The 14,738-nt window shown below is 66.7% G+C and carries 17 protein-coding genes and 1 pseudogene; 7 read left to right on the top strand and 11 right to left on the bottom strand.

The window, feature by feature from the left end; genetic code table 11:
- The coding region (locus G3N94_RS34005) for a cytochrome c (protein WP_205798206.1) at positions 1–1,171 on the top strand (1,171 nt) is incomplete at its 5' end.
- Between the two features lie 86 nt (positions 1,172–1,257).
- Here G3N94_RS34005 and G3N94_RS34010 read toward each other — a convergent pair.
- The 4 genes from G3N94_RS34010 to G3N94_RS34025 form a co-directional block, all read right to left on the bottom strand.
- The gene (locus G3N94_RS34010; protein WP_205798208.1) at positions 1,258–1,431 is read right to left on the bottom strand and encodes a hypothetical protein; all 174 of its coding nucleotides are present in this window, start codon (positions 1,429–1,431) and stop codon (positions 1,258–1,260) included.
- 69 nt (positions 1,432–1,500) lie between these two features.
- Entirely contained in the window at positions 1,501–2,199 is a 699-nt protein-coding gene (locus G3N94_RS34015; RefSeq protein ID WP_205798210.1) for an RNA polymerase sigma factor, read from the bottom strand.
- Positions 2,200–2,218: 19 nt separating this feature from the next.
- Complete coding sequence (locus tag G3N94_RS34020; protein WP_205798234.1) at positions 2,219–2,509, bottom strand: cupredoxin family copper-binding protein; 291 nt, start codon at positions 2,507–2,509, stop codon at positions 2,219–2,221.
- Between the two features lie 55 nt (positions 2,510–2,564).
- Positions 2,565–3,110, bottom strand: a complete 546-nt coding sequence (locus tag G3N94_RS34025) for a DUF4142 domain-containing protein (protein WP_241022229.1) — start codon at positions 3,108–3,110, stop codon at positions 2,565–2,567.
- A gap of 234 nt (positions 3,111–3,344) precedes the next feature.
- On the opposite strand from G3N94_RS34025, the gene G3N94_RS34030 reads away from it, so the two are divergent.
- Positions 3,345–3,773, top strand: coding sequence for a MarR family winged helix-turn-helix transcriptional regulator (locus G3N94_RS34030; RefSeq protein WP_205798212.1), 429 nt, complete (start codon positions 3,345–3,347; stop codon positions 3,771–3,773).
- Positions 3,774–3,853: 80 nt separating this feature from the next.
- Here G3N94_RS34030 and pal read toward each other — a convergent pair whose 3' ends face one another.
- The 5 genes and pseudogenes from pal to G3N94_RS34055 form a co-directional block, all read right to left on the bottom strand.
- Complete coding sequence (pal, locus tag G3N94_RS34035; protein WP_205798214.1) at positions 3,854–4,345, bottom strand: peptidoglycan-associated lipoprotein Pal; 492 nt, start codon at positions 4,343–4,345, stop codon at positions 3,854–3,856.
- Between the two features lie 245 nt (positions 4,346–4,590).
- Positions 4,591–4,809: pseudogene (locus G3N94_RS43305) on the bottom strand (hypothetical protein); the annotation flags it as partial.
- A gap of 60 nt (positions 4,810–4,869) precedes the next feature.
- Positions 4,870–6,129 (bottom strand): porin, encoded by a 1,260-nt coding sequence (locus tag G3N94_RS34045; protein WP_241022230.1) that lies wholly within the window; start codon positions 6,127–6,129, stop codon positions 4,870–4,872.
- 288 nt (positions 6,130–6,417) lie between these two features.
- Positions 6,418–7,251: a universal stress protein gene (locus G3N94_RS34050; protein WP_205798218.1), complete on the bottom strand. Its 834-nt coding sequence runs from the start codon at positions 7,249–7,251 to the stop codon at positions 6,418–6,420.
- Between the two features lie 88 nt (positions 7,252–7,339).
- On the bottom strand, positions 7,340–8,176 hold the full coding sequence (locus tag G3N94_RS34055) for a universal stress protein (RefSeq protein ID WP_205798220.1): 837 nt from the start codon (positions 8,174–8,176) through the stop codon (positions 7,340–7,342).
- Between the two features lie 243 nt (positions 8,177–8,419).
- Here G3N94_RS34055 and G3N94_RS34060 point away from each other — a divergent pair, with 243 nt between their 5' ends.
- A complete protein-coding gene (locus tag G3N94_RS34060; RefSeq protein ID WP_205798222.1) occupies positions 8,420–9,460 on the top strand; it encodes a zinc-dependent alcohol dehydrogenase family protein in 1,041 nt (346 codons plus the stop codon).
- Between the two features lie 26 nt (positions 9,461–9,486).
- On the opposite strand, the gene G3N94_RS34065 is transcribed toward G3N94_RS34060, so the two are convergent.
- Positions 9,487–9,684, bottom strand: coding sequence for a hypothetical protein (locus tag G3N94_RS34065; RefSeq protein ID WP_205798224.1), 198 nt, complete (start codon positions 9,682–9,684; stop codon positions 9,487–9,489).
- 317 nt (positions 9,685–10,001) lie between these two features.
- On the opposite strand from G3N94_RS34065, the gene G3N94_RS34070 reads away from it, so the two are divergent.
- Positions 10,002–11,195, top strand: coding sequence for an NnrS family protein (locus tag G3N94_RS34070; RefSeq protein ID WP_205798226.1), 1,194 nt, complete (start codon positions 10,002–10,004; stop codon positions 11,193–11,195).
- A 31-nt stretch (positions 11,196–11,226) separates the two neighbouring features.
- On the opposite strand, the gene G3N94_RS34075 is transcribed toward G3N94_RS34070, so the two are convergent.
- A complete protein-coding gene (locus G3N94_RS34075) occupies positions 11,227–11,760 on the bottom strand; it encodes a toxin (protein WP_205798228.1) in 534 nt (177 codons plus the stop codon).
- Positions 11,761–12,076: 316 nt separating this feature from the next.
- On the opposite strand from G3N94_RS34075, the gene G3N94_RS34080 reads away from it, so the two are divergent.
- The 3 genes from G3N94_RS34080 to G3N94_RS34090 all read left to right on the top strand — a co-directional run.
- A complete protein-coding gene (locus G3N94_RS34080; RefSeq protein WP_205798230.1) occupies positions 12,077–13,309 on the top strand; it encodes a 3-methyl-2-oxobutanoate dehydrogenase (2-methylpropanoyl-transferring) subunit alpha in 1,233 nt (410 codons plus the stop codon).
- Positions 13,310–13,311: 2 nt separating this feature from the next.
- Complete coding sequence (locus tag G3N94_RS34085; protein ID WP_205798232.1) at positions 13,312–14,355, top strand: alpha-ketoacid dehydrogenase subunit beta; 1,044 nt, start codon at positions 13,312–13,314, stop codon at positions 14,353–14,355.
- A gap of 1 nt (position 14,356) precedes the next feature.
- Positions 14,357–14,738 (top strand): biotin/lipoyl-containing protein (locus tag G3N94_RS34090; protein ID WP_346778750.1); only part of this gene is annotated, 382 nt, incomplete at its 3' end.

Genomic DNA, 14,738 nt, shown 5'->3' on the forward strand with positions numbered 1-14,738 from the left:
CGGCGGCCACGACGCGCCGAGCGTCGCGACCGGCGCCGCTCCGGCGCCCGACCAGATCGCGCGCGGCCGCTATCTCGTGAAGGCCGCCGACTGCGCGGCCTGCCATACCGCGAAGGACGGCGCGCCGTTCGCCGGCGGCGCGAAGCTCGATTCGCCATACGGCACGTTCTACGGGTCGAACATCACGCCGGACAAGGATCACGGAATCGGCAGCTGGAGCGCGGACGACTTCTACGCCGCGCTGCACGACGGCAAGGCGCCGGGCAAGCGGCTGTATCCGTCGATGCCGTACACGTCGTACCGACAGCTCACGCGCGCCGATACGGACGCGATGTACGCGTACCTGATGTCGGTAAAGCCGGTCGCGCAGGAAAACCGTCCGCACGAGTTGTCGTTCCCGTACAACCTGCGGTTCGGAATGGCGATCTGGGACCTGATGTTCCTGAAGGACAGCCTGCCCGACGCATCGACCGGCCAGTCCGCCGACTGGCAGCGCGGCCGCTATGTCGCGAACGCGCTCGGCCACTGCGCGGAATGCCATACGCCGCGCAGCTTCACGGGCCAGCTCGACGGCGCGAAGCCGTTCGCGGGCGCGGCGCTCGGCCGCGTGGCCGCACCCGACATCACGCCGGCGGGCCTCGCCGCGCGCGGCTGGACGGGCGCCGACCTGCAGACGTTCTTCGGCGTCGGCATCGCGCCGCAAGGCTCCGCGTTCGGCGAGATGTACCCGGTCGTGCACCTGAGCACGCAGTACCTGACGAAGGACGACCTGCGCGGGCTGTCCGTCTATCTGCTCGGCGACACGCCGCCGGCGCCGCAACCGGTAAAGCCGGTTTCGGCCGACGCGGCGCAACTCGCGGCGGGCCGCTCGGTCTACGTCGCGGTCTGCGCCGGCTGTCACGGGCTCGGCGGCGAGGGCAAGCCGCACGTCGCGGTGCCGATGAACGGCAACTCGACGCTGCGCCAGCCCGATCCGCGCAACCTGCTGGTCGCGATGCTCGACGGCATCGACGAGCAGAAGTTCGCCGGCGTCGAAAACATGCAGTCGATGCCGGGCTTCGCGCAGACCATGAGCGACGATGAACTCGCGCAGCTCGCGAATTATCTGCGCGCAACCTGGGGCGGGCAGCCGGCGAGCATCACGCCGGCCGACGTGAAGGCGATGCGCTGACGGGGAAGGGCGGCGTGGCGCCGCCGCGCGAAGCCGCCGGTTTGCGGCGCTCGTGCACGGCGGCCCGTGAGGCGGAGGGCGAACGGTCAGTAGCCGCCGCCACCTCCGCCGCCCCCGCCACCGCCACCACCTGCGCCGCCGCCTCCACCATAGCGGCCGACGGCGTGATTCTGCGAAGCGCCGTTGTCGGACATGCATCCCGCGGACAGCAGCAGCGTCAGCGCTGCGACCACGGCAGCGACCCACGTAGTCGATTTCATCTGATCCTCCAATAGACGGGCGGGCGGCCCCGACACCCGCGCGAACACGAAACGTTCCGGACGACCGGCTTATTCCATCCGATCGTCCGCCAGCAGCCGCGCCAGCACCTGCGCGACCACCCGGTCGCACTGCGCACCACGAAAATCAAACGCGTCGCGCGCAGCCAGATCGAGATCGAGCGCAAGCGACGCGCGCAACATCCGCCGCGCGCGATGGTGCCGGCTGCGCACGGTCGCCTCGGGCAGCGCGAGGTGTTGCGCGGTCTCCTCGACGGTCATTTCCTCCACCGAGCGCATCACGAACACAATCCGGAACGCCGGCGGCAGCGCGTCGATCCGGCGCTCCAGCAGGTCCCGCAATTCGGCGCGCGACGCCGACCGTTCGGGGGAATCGGACGAGATATCGATCATGTCTGCCTCGTCGAGGGCATCGTCGGCATCGCACATCGGCATCACGCCGGCTCGGCGCCGCGCGCGCCGCACGCGGCCGAAGCACTCGTTCAGCAGCAGCCGGGTGAGCCAGGTGCCGAGCGTCGCGTCGCCGCGAAAGCGCGCCATTGAACTGTACGCGGACAGGTACGCGACCTGGAGCGCGTCCTCGGCTTCCGCGTCGTCGCGCAGGATCGCGCGGGCGAGCCGGAACAGGCGCCGGTTGTGCCGCCGCATCACGAGTTCGAATGCGCCAGGATCGCCCGCAACGACGCGGCGCACGAGCGCGGGTTCGTCATCGAGGGCGGGATACGCATGCGTGTCGAGAGAAATCGTCATCGCGCACCTTTGTCGACGCTCATTGCACGTTCAGCGTCCCGTGCATCGTCGGGTGGAACGTGCACGAATAAGGAAACCGGCCACGCTCGCGCGCGACGTAGTGCCACGACGCCTGCGGCGCGATGCTGCCGGAGTCGAACGCGTGGCCGTCGGCGCTCGCCGTATGCGGAAACAGATCGCGGTTGATCCAGACCACCTCGTCGCCGCGATGCACTGTCAGTTCGGCCGGCGCGAAGCGCATCTGCTCGATCACGACCACCTGCGATCCGGCGAGCGCGCCGGACGACAGGGCCAGTGCGCCCAGCCACACCGCGCCGGCGCAGCGCCGTCCCCACGGGCTTGCACGCGACGGCGCCGCCAGCGCGTCATTGCGCGCCGTCACTGCCTTTCCCCAGCGTCGACTGCAGATGGCGCGCATGCTCGAGGTGCGCGACGAACGCGGGTTCGACCTTGACGAGCAGCGCCTTCAGTTCGGCGTTCTTTGCGGACGGGATCAGCGTGTGATCGATCGCGGACAGTACGGCTTCATGATAGGTCACCTCATGGTCGATGTACGCGCGGTCGAAACGCGCGCCGTCGAGCTTGCCGAGGGTCTGCAGATTCGTGTCGCCGCCATGCTTGAGGTCCATGCTGGTGGGGTTCTCCTCGGGCGTCACACCCAGCTTGTGGACGAGATCGACCGCCGCCTTGTTGACCCCCGTGTGGTCGGTCACCATGCGGTCGGCGAACGCCTTGACGTCCTTGTTGTGCGTTTTCGATTCGGCCAGTTTCCCGGCGTCGATGTCGACCTGGTTGGCCGTCACGACGATCGCCGCGATCTGCGGATCGGTCGGGCCGGCCTGCTGCGCGGAAACGGGCAGGGCGACGGCGAGCAGGGCGCTGCACAGCGCTGCATCGAAGATCGTGTTCATCCTGAATCCTCCGAACAATGACGGGCGGCGCGATGCCGCCGTGTAATCGCGGTTTGAAACTCGGTTCGAAGCCGCTCAACCGATTGGATGTCACGTGTGGCGCGCGCGTTTCCCGCGCGATGATGGTTCCACGGCGCGCCACCGATACGCTTTTGCACTCGCGGAGCTGCCGGCCTATATTTATGTCACAAGATGACATATAGCCGAAAAACGCCCCGTCGACGGGAGTCAGCGATGCAACCGACAAACCGCAAGGCCGAAACGGGCGTGACGAAATCCGATCTGGAGCAGCTATCCGATTTTCGCTACCGGCTCAGGCAATTCCTGCATTTTTCCGAACGGATCCTTCACGACGCGGGGCTTACCCCGCTGCAGTACATGCTGATGCTGCACACCTGCGCGTTTCCGGACCGTTCATGGGCGACCGTCGGTGAAATCGCGGAACGCCTGCAGGCGTCGTCGCACGGCACGGTCGCGCTGGTGACGCGCTGCGAGGCCGCCGGTCTCGTCACGCGCCGGGCGAGCCTGCACGACCGCAGGCAGGTCGAGATTCATCTGACACCGAAAGGCGAAAGCTGCTTGCGTACGGTCGCGGCCCTGCACAAATCGGAGATCCGCTCGTTCGGTTGGGCATTCCAGGATGTGACCGCCCCGAACGCGTGAGCGCCGCACGCCGAGCGCGGCAGTCGCTTGCGACCGAACGCCTGCCGGACGCGCGTGCCGCGCGTTCCGGCCCGATTCGCTCAACGATAGACGAGATCTGCTCGGCGATTTTGCGCCCACGACGCTTCATCATGACCGAGCGCCACCGGTTTTTCCTTGCCGAAGCTGACCGCTTCGAGTTGCGTTTCCTGCACGCCCAGCGTGACGAGCGCGCTCAGCACCGCTTGCGAGCGGCGTTGCCCGAGCGCGATGTTGTATTCGGACGTGCCGCGCTCGTCGGTATTGCCCTGGATCAGCACGCGCTGCGCGGGGTGGCGGCGCAGGTAATCGGCGTGCGCCTGCAGCAGCGACTGGAATTCCGGCTTGATCGCGTTGCTGTCGAAATCGAAATAGATGCTCCGCTTCGCGAGCGGACCGTTCGGATTATTGAGCTCGTCGGCCTGCGTCGTGACGACCGCCTCGTTCGTCGCACCCGGATTCACGGCGGCGTTCTCAGGCGTCTTCGCCGCGTGGTGGCAACCGGCCAGCAGTGCCAGGACCACGATCACCGCGTATCGGTTCATTTTGCTCATCGTTCGTCTCCTGCGGTTGACTGCGTTGACTACTCGCGGATGCGCGCGACGCGCGGCCCGTCCAGCGCAGGCGACACGACAGAAGGCGGCGCCGGCGCGCCGCCCGAAGCACTGGTGCGGTTCCGCAAGCAGGCAACGGGAAATTGGAAGGTCGTCGTGTCCGGCTGGCTTGTTGCACGAATCCCTGCAAATAGCTTAGGAAAAATGTCACAACGTGACCAGTTTCGCAGGATGCGTCGCGTCAGCGGATCGTCGAGGTTCTGCGACGCGGGTTTGTTGCGGAACATGCGCCCCGCGAGATCGCAGGTCGATCCGTGACAAGGGAAGAGGAAGCCGCCGGGGCAGTCGTCCGGCAGGTTCGGCTGCGGCCCTGGCTGGATACGACATTTCCAGCGTAGGCGCCGAGGATTAACGCACGCTTAAGCGGGCACTTATCGGATGAATGGACAACTGGCTGACGCCGGCCGCACGACGCGCGCGTTGCGCATCACGCGGCCGGTGCACGGCGATCGACCGGAAATCGATCAGAAGCGGTGCCGCAACCCCAGCGCGACGACGACCTGATTGCTGTTGGCCGACGGGGTCAAGGTCCACACCGTCGCATTGAAGGCCGGGTTGCCGTTGCCGCCGCTCACGCTCTGGTAGACGCCTTCGAGGTAGGCATCCGTGCGCTTCGAGAACGCGTAATCGGCTTGCGCGACCACCTGGTTCCACTTCGGACGGGTTTGCCCCGTGCGAGAGTCGAAGCGGCCCATCGTATACGTGTAAGCGGCGCCGACGCTCAACGCGTGCGTGACGAAGTAGCGCCCGTCGATCGTGAAGTTGTCGAAGACCAGCGAGTTGCCCTTAAGCGCGGCGATGCTGCCGCCCTGCAGCACGCCGGTCACGCCATCGGTCGAGGAATGCGACCATGCGGCGCCGACCGAATGCGGCCCGAACGCATACCGTCCGGCGACGGCCCAGATCTGCTGGCTGCCGCCCGTGATAGTCGCGGAGCCGTCCGTCGTGCTCAGTGCGCCGTTCGGATTCGCCACGTTCCGGTCGCGGTTGATCTTCAGGTAGCCGGCGCCGAGCTTCAACGGCCCGTTCGCGTACGAAAGCCCCGCGCTCCACGCCGCGTTGTTGCCGAACTGGCCCGGCGTGTTCGAGAAGCCGTACATCGCGCCGAACGTCAGGCCGCGATACGTCGGGCTCGTGTACTTGACCGCGTTGTTGATGCGGATGTTGCGGTTCGAGTCGTCGTTGTCGTACGGATGGACGGCCAGGTTGCCGCCCCAGCCGGGCCCGGACGCGCCGAGCGGCGTCACGAAATCCAGGATCAGGTCGTACTGGCGGCCGAACGTCAGCGCGCCTGCCGATTTCGAGCTGACGCCGACCCACGCCTGACGGCCGAACAGGTCGACGCCTTTCTGCGACAACGCGCCGGTCGTGCCCGAGAAGCCGTTCTCGAGCGTAAAGATGGCCGCCAATCCGCCGCCGAGATCTTCACGGCCGCGCAGCCCCCAGCGCGCCGCGTTCAACGCGCCGCTCGTCATCGCCCAGTTGCTGCTGCCCGGCGAACCGGCTCCGTGGGTCCGCTGGTTGTTCGCATAGGTGATCGACGTGTCGATCAGGCCGTACAGCGCGACGCTGCTTTGCGCGTGGGCCGCGCCTGCGCCGAAGCCGCCCAGGCAGGCGATCGCGACGGTCCCCGCAATGCCGCCGGCCCGCCTGCCGCTGGCCACGGCGTGAAGTCTGGCGAGGAGGGTGTGGTTGCGTGTTTTCTTATGTCGATAGGAATGCATATGATTTTTTATCGGTCGATCCGGCCGGAGTGCCGGCCTGCCGCGCCGGCGGACAGTGAATGGACCGACGGACAGAGCAGCGATTATTGGAGATCGCGCGACCGCCGATTAAGGTGCTGCACAGGAAAGGTCCTCTGCAGGATAGCGCACAATCGCGCAGTGGTCTGGCCTGCAGCGGGGAACGTGGGGAATCTGGCGGAATCGCTGCCGGGCACGGCCGATCGGCCGGAATTCGGGCGGAAATCGGGGAGAAATTCGGGCGGCGCAAGACGGCCGCCCCGTATCGGATCAGTGTGACATCATCACCGGCACCGTCATGCTTTCGAGGATGGTGCGCGTTGCGCCGCCGAGCACGCGCTCGCGCGTGCGCGTGTGGCTGTACGCCCCCATGACGAGGAGATCCGCATGCAGGTCGCTGGTCCGATTGAGCAGCGTCGCGCCGGTGCCGATGTCGCCTTCGCGCGGCGTCGTCGCAAAGGACGCGCGAATGCCGTGGCGTTCAAGGTAGGCGGCGACGTCGACGCCTGCGGGTGTCCAGTCCGGATCGGCATGCCGGCGTTCGACCGTCTCGACGGTGACGAAGCGCGCGCGCTCGAGCAGCGGCAGCGCGTCGGCAACCGCGCGAGCCGCCTCACGGCCGCCGTCCCACGCGATGACGATGGTTTCGCCGAACGTACGGACCTGGCCCGCGTACGGCACGATGATCGCCGGACGCCCGCTGCCCGTCACCACGTCATCGACGAAATGGCGGGCAATGTATGTGGTGCGGTCGTGCGGATCCGTCTGGCCGAGCACGAGCAGATCCGCGTGACGCGCATGCAGTGTCGCCGTCTCGGTCGCGGGGCCGGCAGGCGCCCGCCACTCGACGCTACATCCTGCACGTTCCGCCGCTTCGAGGAAGGCGGTTTCGGCCTGCTTCCGGCGTTCCTCGCCCAAGCGTTCGTACACGGCCAGCTTCAGCGGTTCATTGTGTCGGAGCAATGGCTCGAACAGATCCTGGCAGACCACGTACAGACCGATCAGGTGCGCGCGCCAGCGTTGCGCGAGCTCGAGTGCGAGTTCGACGCGCGCAGCGCTGCGCGGGCTGTCGTCGAGATGAACGAGCAGGGTCTTGTAGCTCATGACGGTTCCTTTTCGGTCGAGGCCGCGGCGGCTCAGGTGGCAACTCATGTGGCAGGTGTCGGCGCGCCGTGGTCATCAGAACGCAGTTTCAGTGCGACATCAGGACCGGCAGCGTCATCGACGCGAGCACGGTACGCGTCACGCCGCCCATCAGCAGTTCGCGCCAGCGCGTGTGCCCGTAGGCGCCCATCACGAGCAGGTCCGCGCCCGTTTCGTACGCGCGCGACAGCAATGTTTCGCCGACCGGCGTATCGGGCGCGCCGGCAATATCGAGTACGTTGACATCCGGTGCATGGCGCGCAAGCATCAGCGCCGCGTCGGCCCCCGGAATGCGCGAGTCCGCGTCGTCGCCCGCGCCGGTGACGGCGACGACCGTCGTTCGTTTCGCCCGTTCGAGGAACGGTATCGCGTCATGCGCGGCACGCACGGCTTCCCGACTGCCGTCCCATGCAACGAGCACGCGCTCGCCGACCGTCGCAAACTCTCCCGCGTACGGCACGAACAGCACGGGGCGTCCCGCGGAGAGCACCAGGTTTTCGGGGAACTGATCGTCGACGAAGGTCTCGGGGTCGTCGGGATTGCGCTGGCCGGCGATCACGAGATCGGCATGGCGCGCATGATGCGGCACCGCGCTGTTGGCCCGTGCGTCGGCGGTGATCCAGCGGCTCGGCACCTTGGCGCGCAGGGTTTCCGCATGGAACAGCCGCTCGAGTGCGGCGAACCGCTGATCGCGCCATTGCTGGTGCTCGCGAAAATAGTCGGCGGACCCGGCCATTACGTAAAACGAACTCGGCTCCGGTGTATAGACGGCGAAGACGCCGGTCAGATGCGCATCGAACTGCCGCGCGAGCCGCAATGCGAATTCGAGGCGCGAATGTGCGCGGTCGCTCGTATCGAGGTGCACGACCAGGCTCTTGTAGCTCATCGTGATCGCTCCATCGACGGTGAACCCGTCAGTGCAACTCAGTCTACGAGGCTGGCTTTCCGCACGGTTGACTCAGATCAACGGCGGTTGCGCCCGGTGGCCGCACAGTGAAGCGCTCGCGTTGCCGGTAGCGTGCATGCGGCATCGGATGGGTCCCGACCGTTCGATGATCGTCAATCGAACCAGCACACCGGCGCCAACATCGATGAGCGAAGAGGACGCCTCTTCGCCGAAGGAAACCCAATGAGAGCACTCGTATACCGCGGCCCCGGCCAGATGGCGCTCGAGCAGCGGCCCATGCCCGAACTGCAGGCGCCGACCGACGCGATCGTCCGGATGACGCGCACGACGATCTGCGGCACCGACCTGCACATCCTCAAGGGCGACGTGCCGACATGCGAGCCCGGACGCATCCTCGGTCATGAGGGCGTCGGGATCGTCGAGCACGTAGGAGCGGCGGTCGACACGCTGAAGGCCGGCGATCACGTGCTGGTTTCGTGCATCTCGTCGTGCGGCCGCTGCGAATACTGCCGCCGCGGCCTGTATTCGCACTGCACGACCGGCGGCTGGATCCTCGGCAACCGGATCGACGGCACGCAGGCCGAGTTCGTGCGGATTCCGCATGCGCCGACGAGCCTGTACCGGATCCCATCCGGTGCGGACGAGGACGCGCTCGTGATGCTGTCCGACATCCTGCCGACCGGATTCGAATGCGGCGTGCTGAACGGCAAGGTGCAGCCGGGCTGCTCGGTCGCGATCGTCGGCGCCGGCCCGATCGGGCTGGCAGCGTTGCTGACCGCGCAGTTCTACTCGCCCGCGCAGATCATCATGATCGATCCCGATCACAACCGGCTCGAGGTCGCGCGGCGCTTCGGTGCGACCGATTGCTGCGACGGCCAGTCCGGCGATCCGGTCGCCGAAGTGATGAAGCTGACCGAAGGTGTCGGTGTCGATTGCGCGATCGAGGCAGTCGGCATCCCGGCGACGTTCGAAATCTGCACGTCGATCGTCGCACCGGGCGGCGTCGTCGCCAATGTCGGCGTGCACGGCGTGAAGGCAGACCTGCACCTCGAAAAGCTCTGGGATCGCAACATCGCGATCACGACCCGGCTCGTCGACACGGTCAGCACGCCGATGCTGATGAAGACCGTGCGCTCGGGGCGGCTCGATCCGAACCAGCTGATCACGCATCGTTTCTCGCTCGACGATGTCGAGCGCGCGTACGACACGTTCGGCCGCGCCGCGCAAACGCATGCGCTCAAGGTGATCATCGAAGTGGCGTGAAGGTGCGACAGTGGCGCGTGGATGCATCAATGCCGACGGTCGAATTTTTCCACCATCGACCGTCCGCTTGCCGTCAGGCACGCTCGCCGATTTTCCAACGTGAGTTGCTCCAGTGCGACCAATTGACGCTCGACGAGCGTCGTCAGATCACCGGGATCCAGCCCGGCGGCATCGGGCGCGCGCCCGATCAGCAACAGTGCGGCGAATTCATGCGGGCTCAACATGTCGACTCTCCTGAATGTCAGCGCGTCGGCGTCTGCCGCGTGGAGCACTCGCATCCGCCGCTCCCGCTTCCGTTGGCCACTCGAGGTCGTCGTGCCGCGCATGAATCAACACTAGGCACCTTCGTGCCGCGTTGCGACGCGCATTTTGTCGCACCGGGCGCGCGTCACCGCGCAGCGCGCGGAATCGCCTGATGCAGCACGCCATTGACGCAGATCAGGCATTCCGACGATGCCACTTCAGCCGATAGGGAATCCAGCCCAATTCGGTTCAAGCGGAGCTAGGATGGACTACAGATCATCTGCCGCCGGAGTGAATCATGAAGATCAGCGAACCGATGCGGGCACCGTCGGCCCCCGACGCGCTGCCGTTGCTGCAACTCGGCCTGCGGCCGTTCTATCTCGGCGGCGCATTGTTCGGCGGCATCGCGATCGCCGTCTGGCTGGCCGCAGCGCACGGCGTGCCGGTCGCCGGACGCGCGGCGCCGCTGGCAGGGCTGATGTGGCACGTGCACGAGATGATCTTCGGCTTCGTCGCAGCGATAGTCGTCGGCTTCCTGCTGACCGCCGTGCGTGCGTGGACCTCACGCGAGACGTTGCGGGGCGCGTCGCTGGCCGCACTCTGGCTGTTGTGGGCGGCCGGGCGGCTGCTGGTCTGGACCGGGCCGGACACGGTTGCCGCTGTCGTCGATTCGGCATTCCTGCCGGTCACGGCGATCGTCTTGCTGCGCGTGCTGCTTTCCGTGAAGAACCGCCACAACGTGTTTTTGCCGGTGGCGCTGCTGCTGTTCGGCGGATTGAACGCGCTGTTCCACTGGTACGCAATGACCGGGCGCGAGGACCTCGCACTCCGAACCGCGTATGCGGCGACGGGGCTGATCGTGTTCTTCGTCGCGGTGATCACCGGACGCATCGTGCCGATGTTCACGATGAACGCGATTCCGGGCTTCACGGTCCGGCGCTTCAGGTTCGTGGAAGCGCTCGCCGCACCGGCGGTCGCGCTGACGTTGTTTGCGGACGCAATCGGCATTCCCGGCGCGTTGCTGATCGGCGCCGCATGCGCGACCGCGCTGCTGCACGCTGCTCGCCTTGTCGGGTGGCGGTCGTGGCGCGTGGGCAAGCGGCCGATCGTCTGGATCCTTCACGTGTCCTGCCTGTGGATTCCGGCCGGATTCGCGATGCTCGCGCTGTCGGCCGCCGGCGTCGTCCCGCATTCGCTGGCGATTCATCTGCTGACGGTCGGGGCGATCGGCGGGGCGATCATCGCGATGATCACGCGCACCGCGCTCGGCCACACCGGACGGAAACTCGTCGCGGGGCCCTGGGAGCAGCTGTGCTATTGGCTGATGATCGGCGCGACGATCCTGAGGACACTCGGGCCGCTGGTCCCGGGCGTGCCGTATGGAGTCTGGCTCGACGCGTCCGGCGCCTGCTGGATCGTCGCGCTGCTCGCGTACACGATCCATTACGTGCCGATTCTGGTCTCGCCGAGGGCAGATGGCCGCGCCGATTGACGGCGGCGGATGATGTGCTCACGTTCGCCGGTCAATCGCCGGCGCGCGCATGCAATGCGATGAATTCGTTCGTACGCGCCGGCTCGGTGATTTCCGTCCACTGAAGATGCGCGTACTTCGGATCGTCACGAAGGCTTGCGAACTTGACGCGGTTCTTCGCGAACGTCGTGTATGACCACAGCAGCACCGAATCCCTCGAGCAGAACGCCATCCGCAGCGATTCGCGGTTGCCGTGAGAAAGCTCCGTGCGCATCAGTCCGCGGCTTATCGTGCGCCAGAGCACGCGCGAGAAAACGGTCCACCGACCGAAGTTGAGCCACACGACGTGCGTCGCTCGCGACCAAAGAACGTCACGCAACGCGCTGTAGTTCCCGTCCGCGACCCATTGGTCTCCAGTCGTCGCTGCGAGCACGGCGTTCTCGAACTGTTCATGCGGAACCGCTGCCCAGTTGGGGCCCCAGTAGAGCCGATCGAGTTCGATGTACGGACAGCCCGCGGATGTTGCGAGCGCATTTGCAAAGGTGGATTTTCCCGATCCGCTTGTTCCGACGACAACGACGCGCATGTATGCCTGCTGCAACCCGGTTCTGACGACGCGTATTGTGCCTCATGCGTCGCATCGCTTCCGGATGCCCGGCGCCGAGCCACGCGGCTCCGGCCCGTGTCTCTGGCGACGGCGGGCTCGCGGCCCAGCCGTGTCCTGCCCGGCATGGCAAATCTGCTCACCACGATCGAGCGAGTTGGTCATCGACGGCCAGCGCGGCATTGCCTAAATTCCCAAGGTTGGTGCGCTTATCCGCGTGCCACGCCACGCGCGAGCCGGCAACCGGCTGCGCGTTCCCTTATCAGCGTGAGACAAAATCGAGCGTGGAGACGACACGATGAGCCTGTCAGAGCCATTGCGTCTGCATGTGCCGGAGCCTACCGGGCGGCCGGGCTGCAAGACCGACTTTTCCTATCTGCATCTATCGCCAGCCGGCGCGGTTCGCCGCCCGCCGATCGATGTTGCCGCGGCGGACACCGCCGATCTCGCCCGCAGCCTCGTGCGCGTGCTCGACGACCATGGCGAAGCCGTCGGCCCGTGGGCGCCGGATCTCGACGACGCGCAACTGCTCGCCGGGATGCGGGCGATGCTGAAGACCCGCATCTTCGACGCGCGCATGCTGATCGCGCAGCGCCAGAAAAAAATCTCGTTCTACATGCTGAGCCTCGGCGAAGAGGCCATCGGCGCCGCGCATGCGATGGCGCTGCGTCATGGCGACATGTGCTTCCCGACCTACCGGCAGCAGAGCATCCTGATCGCGCGCGAGGTGCCGCTCGAACGGATGATCTGCCAGCTGATGTCGAACGAAGGCGACCCGCTGAAGGGGCGCCAGCTCCCGGTCATGTATTCCGATCGCGAAGCGGGCTTCTTCTCGATCTCCGGCAATCTGGCGACGCAGTTCATCCAGGCGGTCGGCTGGGCGATGGCGTCGGCGATCAAGGGCGACACGAAGATCGCATCCGCATGGATCGGCGACGGCGCGACGGCCGAGGCCGACTTTCATACGGCGCTCACGTTCGCGCACGTGTATCGCGCGCCCGTCGTGCTGAACGTCGTCAACAACCAGTGGGCGATCTCGACGTTCCAGGCAATCGCGGGCGGCGAGGGGACGACCTTTGCCGGGCGCGGCGTCGGCTGCGGGATTGCGTCGCTGCGCGTCGACGGCAACGACTTCCTCGCGATCTACGCAGCATCGAGCTGGGCCGCCGAACGCGCGCGCCGCAACCTCGGCCCGACGCTGATCGAATGGGTGACCTACCGCGCGGGCGCGCACTCGACGTCGGACGACCCGTCGAAATACCGGCCGGGCGACGACTGGACCCATTTCCCGCTCGGCGATCCGATCGCCCGCTTCAAGCGCCACCTGATCGCCAAGGGCATCTGGTCGGACAGCGCGCACGACGCGCTCACGGCCGAGCTCGAGGCCGAGGTGATCGCCGCGCAGAAGGAAGCGGAGAAATACGGCACGCTGGCCGACGAGCGGATTCCGTCGCCGGCGTCGATGTTCGACGACGTGTACAAGGAGCTGCCCGCGCATCTGCGCCGTCAGCGCCAGGAACTGGGAGCGTGATCATGGCGCAACGAGAAGCAACGACGACGGCGACGCAGCCGATGACGATGATCCAGGCGCTGCGCTCCGCGATGGATGTGATGCTCGAGCGCGACGGCGACGTCGTCGTGTTCGGCCAGGACGTCGGCTATTTCGGCGGCGTGTTCCGCTGCACCGAAGGGCTGCAGACGAAGTACGGCAAGTCGCGCGTGTTCGACGCACCGATCTCGGAAGGCGGGATCGTCGGCGCGGCAGTCGGGATGGGGGCGTACGGGTTGCGGCCCGTGTGCGAGATCCAGTTCGCGGACTACTTCTACCCGGCGTCCGACCAGATCGTGTCGGAAGGCGCACGGCTGCGCTACCGCTCGGCCGGCCAGTTCACCGCACCGATGACGATCCGGATGCCGTGCGGCGGCGGCATCTACGGCGGCCAGACCCACAGCCAGAGCCCTGAGGCAATGTTCACGCAGGTGTGCGGGCTGCGCACGGTGATGCCGTCGAACCCGTACGACGCGAAGGGGCTGCTGATCGCGGCGATCGAGAACGACGATCCGGTGATCTTTCTCGAGCCGAAGCGGCTTTACAACGGGCCGTTCGACGGCCATCACGAACGGCCGGTCACGCCGTGGCAGAAGCATCCGGCGAGCGCGGTGCCCGAGGGTTACTACACGGTGCCGCTCGATTCGGCCGCCATCGTGCGCGCCGGCAGCGACGTGACGGTGCTGACCTACGGCACGACGGTTCATGTGTCGCTGGCCGCAGCCGAGGAGACGGGCATCGATGCCGAGGTGATCGACCTGCGCACGCTGTGGCCGCTCGATCTGGACACGGTCGTCGCGTCGGTGCGCAAGACCGGGCGCTGCGTCGTGGTTCACGAAGCGACGCGCACCTGCGGTTATGGCGCGGAACTGGTGTCGCTCGTCCAGGAACATTGCTTCTACCACCTCGAGGCGCCCGTGGAGCGCACGACGGGTTGGGACACGCCGTATCCGCATGCGCAGGAATGGGCGTATTTTCCCGGCCCGAGCCGGGTTGGCGAAGCGTTGCGACGCGTGATGGAGGCTTGACATGGGTATTCACGTCATCAAGATGCCGGATATCGGCGAAGGGATCGCCGAGGTCGAGCTGGTGGCCTGGCATGTGGAAGTGGGGCAGACGATCAAGGAAGACCAGCCGCTCGCCGACGTGATGACCGACAAGGCGGCGGTGGAGATTCCGTCGCCCGTGTCGGGCAAGGTGCTGGCGCTCGGCGGCAAGATCGGCGAGATGATGGCGGTCGGCAGCGAGCTGATTCGCCTCGAAGTCGAAGGCGACGGCAACCTGAAACCGGGCGCCGACGTGCGCGAGGCCGCGGTGGCCACGGTGGCAGATACGGCCGTTTCCGCCGTTGCAGCCGCTGTCACGGCGCCGGCTGCCGCTGCGCCTGCCGTATCGTCCGCGGATGCGGGGC

The organism is Burkholderia sp. Ac-20353 (assembly GCF_017104785.1).
Lineage (GTDB): Bacteria > Pseudomonadota > Gammaproteobacteria > Burkholderiales > Burkholderiaceae > Burkholderia.

Bases quoted from the DNA above. Each gene is read 5' to 3' on its own strand.
- G3N94_RS34015 (WP_205798210.1), bottom strand. From the start codon at position 2,199: ATGACGATTTCTCTCGACACGCATGCGTATCCCGCCCTCGATGACGAA.
- G3N94_RS34010 (WP_205798208.1), bottom strand. From the start codon at position 1,431: ATGAAATCGACTACGTGGGTCGCTGCCGTGGTCGCAGCGCTGACGCTG.
- G3N94_RS34070 (WP_205798226.1), top strand. From the start codon at position 10,002: ATGAAGATCAGCGAACCGATGCGGGCACCGTCGGCCCCCGACGCGCTG.
- G3N94_RS34055 (WP_205798220.1), bottom strand. From the start codon at position 8,176: ATGAGCTACAAGAGCCTGGTCGTGCACCTCGATACGAGCGACCGCGCA.
- G3N94_RS34045 (WP_241022230.1), bottom strand. From the start codon at position 6,129: ATGCATTCCTATCGACATAAGAAAACACGCAACCACACCCTCCTCGCC.
- G3N94_RS34075 (WP_205798228.1), bottom strand. From the start codon at position 11,760: ATGCGCGTCGTTGTCGTCGGAACAAGCGGATCGGGAAAATCCACCTTT.
- G3N94_RS34025 (WP_241022229.1), bottom strand. From the start codon at position 3,110: ATGAACACGATCTTCGATGCAGCGCTGTGCAGCGCCCTGCTCGCCGTC.
- G3N94_RS34065 (WP_205798224.1), bottom strand. From the start codon at position 9,684: ATGTTGAGCCCGCATGAATTCGCCGCACTGTTGCTGATCGGGCGCGCG.
- G3N94_RS34030 (WP_205798212.1), top strand. From the start codon at position 3,345: ATGCAACCGACAAACCGCAAGGCCGAAACGGGCGTGACGAAATCCGAT.
- G3N94_RS34085 (WP_205798232.1), top strand. From the start codon at position 13,312: ATGGCGCAACGAGAAGCAACGACGACGGCGACGCAGCCGATGACGATG.
- G3N94_RS34080 (WP_205798230.1), top strand. From the start codon at position 12,077: ATGAGCCTGTCAGAGCCATTGCGTCTGCATGTGCCGGAGCCTACCGGG.
- pal (WP_205798214.1), bottom strand. From the start codon at position 4,345: ATGAGCAAAATGAACCGATACGCGGTGATCGTGGTCCTGGCACTGCTG.
- G3N94_RS34060 (WP_205798222.1), top strand. From the start codon at position 8,420: ATGAGAGCACTCGTATACCGCGGCCCCGGCCAGATGGCGCTCGAGCAG.
- G3N94_RS34050 (WP_205798218.1), bottom strand. From the start codon at position 7,251: ATGAGCTACAAGACCCTGCTCGTTCATCTCGACGACAGCCCGCGCAGC.